The sequence below is a fragment of the Psittacicella hinzii genome (assembly GCF_003585885.1).
Classification (GTDB): Bacteria; Pseudomonadota; Gammaproteobacteria; order Enterobacterales; family Psittacicellaceae; genus Psittacicella.
Window position 1 is genome coordinate 1 of record NZ_NRHC01000087.1, and the last position, 3084, is coordinate 3084.

A 3084-nucleotide genomic window follows, 5' to 3' on the forward strand; every position below is an offset into this window, starting at 1 on the left:
TTACATACTCACCAAACTCAAGTATGAGTTGGACTATTAATCATTCGGGCAATTAGTATGAGTTAGCTCAAAGCCTCACAGCTCTTACACATCTCACCTATCAACGTCGTAGTCTACAACAACCCTTATTTCTTAAAGAAAAGATATCTCATCTTAAGGAAGGTTTCCCGCTTAGATGCTTTCAGCGGTTATCCCGTCCGAACATAGCTACCCAGCAATGCCATTGGCATGACAACTGGAACACCAGAGGTTCGTCCATCCCGGTCCTCTCGTACTAAGGACAGACCCTTTCAAATATCTAACGCTTACGGCAGATAGGGACCGAACTGTCTCACGACGTTCTAAACCCAGCTCGCGTACCACTTTAAATGGCGAACAGCCATACCCTTGGGACCTACTGCAGCCCCAGGATGTGATGAGCCGACATCGAGGTGCCAAACACCGCCGTCGATATGAACTCTTGGGCGGTATCAGCCTGTTATCCCCGGAGTACCTTTTATCCGTTGAGCGATGACTCTGTCATGAAAAGTCACCGGATCACTATGACCTGCTTTCGCACCTGCTCGACATGTACGTCTCGCAGTCAAGCGGGCTTCTACCATTATACTAAACTCACGATGTCCGACCGTGATTAGCCCACCTTTGTACTCCTCCGTTACTCTTTGGGAGGAGACCGCCCCAGTCAAACTACCCACCAGACAATGTCCTAGATGAGGATTCACTCACCTTAGTTAGAATATCAACATATGAAGAGTGGTATTTCAACAACGACTCCATAAGAACTGACGTCCTTACTTCACAGTCTCCCACCTATCCTACACATCATAGGTCAATATTCAATGTCAAGCTATAGTAAAGGTTCACGGGGTCTTTCCGTCTAGCCGCAAGTACACTGCATCTTCACAGCGATTTCAATTTCACTGAGTCTCGGGTGGAGACAGCCTGGCCATCATTACGCCATTCGTGCAGGTCAGAACTTACCTGACAAGGAATTTCGCTACCTTAGGACCGTCATAGTTACGGCCGCCGTTTACTGGGGCTTCGATCAAGTGCTTCGGTTGCCCTAACACCATCAATTAACCTTCCAGCACCGGGCAGGCGTCACACCCTATACGTCCACTTTCGTGTTTGCAGAGTGCTGTGTTTTTAATAAACAGTTGCAGCCAGCTGGTATCTTCGACTGGTTGCTGCTTTGTAGAGCGTGCCTACTAACAGCATAACCAGCGCACCTTCTCCCGAAGTTACGGTGCTATTTTGCCTAGTTCCTTCACCCGAGTTCTCTCAAGCGCCTGAGTATTCTCTACCTGACCACCTGTGTCGGTTTACAGTACGGTTTAATACATATTAAGCTTAGAAGCTTTTCTTGGAAGCTGGGTATCAATCAATCTAGTAACCGAAGTTACTATCTTCATCACGCCTCATCTATAGCATACCGGATTTGCCTAGTATGCCAAACTACACGCTTAAACTCACTATTCCGTCAGTGAGCTGACCTAACCTTCTCCGTCACTCCATCGCATATGTATTAAGTACAGGAATGTTAACCTGTTTGCCATCGACTACGCATTTCTGCCTCGCCTTAGGTGCCGACTAACCCTACCACGAATACCGTTGGATAGGAAACCTTGGTCTTCCGGCGAACGGGTTTTTCACCCGTTTTATCGTTACTTATGTCAGCATTCGCACTTCTGATACCTCCAGCATACCTCCCGATACACCTTCAACAGCTTACAGAACGCTCCCCTACCCAATAATAAATTATTGCCGCAGCTTCGGTACTATGTTTAGCCCCGTTACATCTTCCGCGCAGGCCGACTCGACTAGTGAGCTATTACGCTTTCTTTAAATGGTGGCTGCTTCTAAGCCAACATCCTAGCTGTCTGTGCCTTCCCACATCGTTTCCCACTTAACATAGATTTTGGGACCTTAGCTGGCGGTCTGGGTTGTTTCCCTCTCCACCACGAACGTTAGCACCCGTGGTGTGTCTCCCATATAGTACTTTCACGTATTCGGAGTTTGCATCCTATTGGTACACCGAGATGGCGCCCGCAAAGAAACAGTGCTCTACCCCATGAAGTATTCATATGAGGCTCTACCTAAATAGATTTCGGGGAGAACCAGCTATCTCCCGGTTTGATTGGCCTTTCACCCCTAGTCACAGGTCATCCGCTACTTTTTCAACAGTAGTCGGTTCGGTCCTCCAATGTATGTTACTACAACTTCAACCTGCCCATAACTAGATCACCGGGGTTCGGGTCTACTTCCTGCAACTAAACGCCTAGTTAAGACTCGCTTTCGCTACGGCTCCCTGATTTAGTTAACCTCGCTACAGAAAATAACTCGCTGACCCATTATACAAAAGGTACGCAGTCACATATAAATATGCTCCCACTGCTTGTATGTAAGCGGTTTCAGGTTCTATTTCACTCCCCTAACAGGGGTTCTTTTCGCCTTTCCCTCACGGTACTGGTTCACTATCGGTCAATCAGTAGTATTTAGCCTTGGATGATGAGCCACCCATCTTCAGACAGGATTTCACGTGTCCCGCCCTACTTGTTGTTAACTTAGTACCACATCTACAGTTTCGCATACGGGACTATCACCCTCTGTGATTAACCTTTCCAGGTTATTCTGCTACTATAAATGCTATCATTAACGGCTAGTCCGCTTTCGCTCGCCACTACTAACGGAATCTCGGTTGATTTCTTTTCCTCCGGGTACTTAGATGTTTCAGTTCTCCGGGTTCGCTCTGCTTACGCAGTGATAGAGATTTGCTCTATCGGGTTTCCCCATTCGGAAATTCTGGAGTTTTAACGCTTCTTATCAACTCCTCCAGACTTATCGCAGATTAGCACGTCCTTCATCGCCTCTGATTGCCAAGGCATCCACCGCTTACACTTATTCAATTAATAGTCCAACTCATACTTTCTTAATTGAGTTAAATCAATCAAGAAAAAGTTGCTATTAAAGGTTTGTATATATAGCTGTTTTAATGCTTACATAAGAACAAGGTTTTATTCTTAATACATGATTAGAATAAACTTGAATACTTAGTAATTGTATTTACTTGCTTTTCGCTTGTTT

1 rRNA gene is annotated in these 3084 nt (G+C 46.0%); it reads right to left on the reverse strand.

The features are described 5' to 3' along the window. Positions 1-31: 31 nt before the first annotated feature. Positions 32-2913, reverse strand: a 23S ribosomal RNA gene (locus CKF54_RS06430). Positions 2914-3084 lie beyond the last annotated feature (171 nt).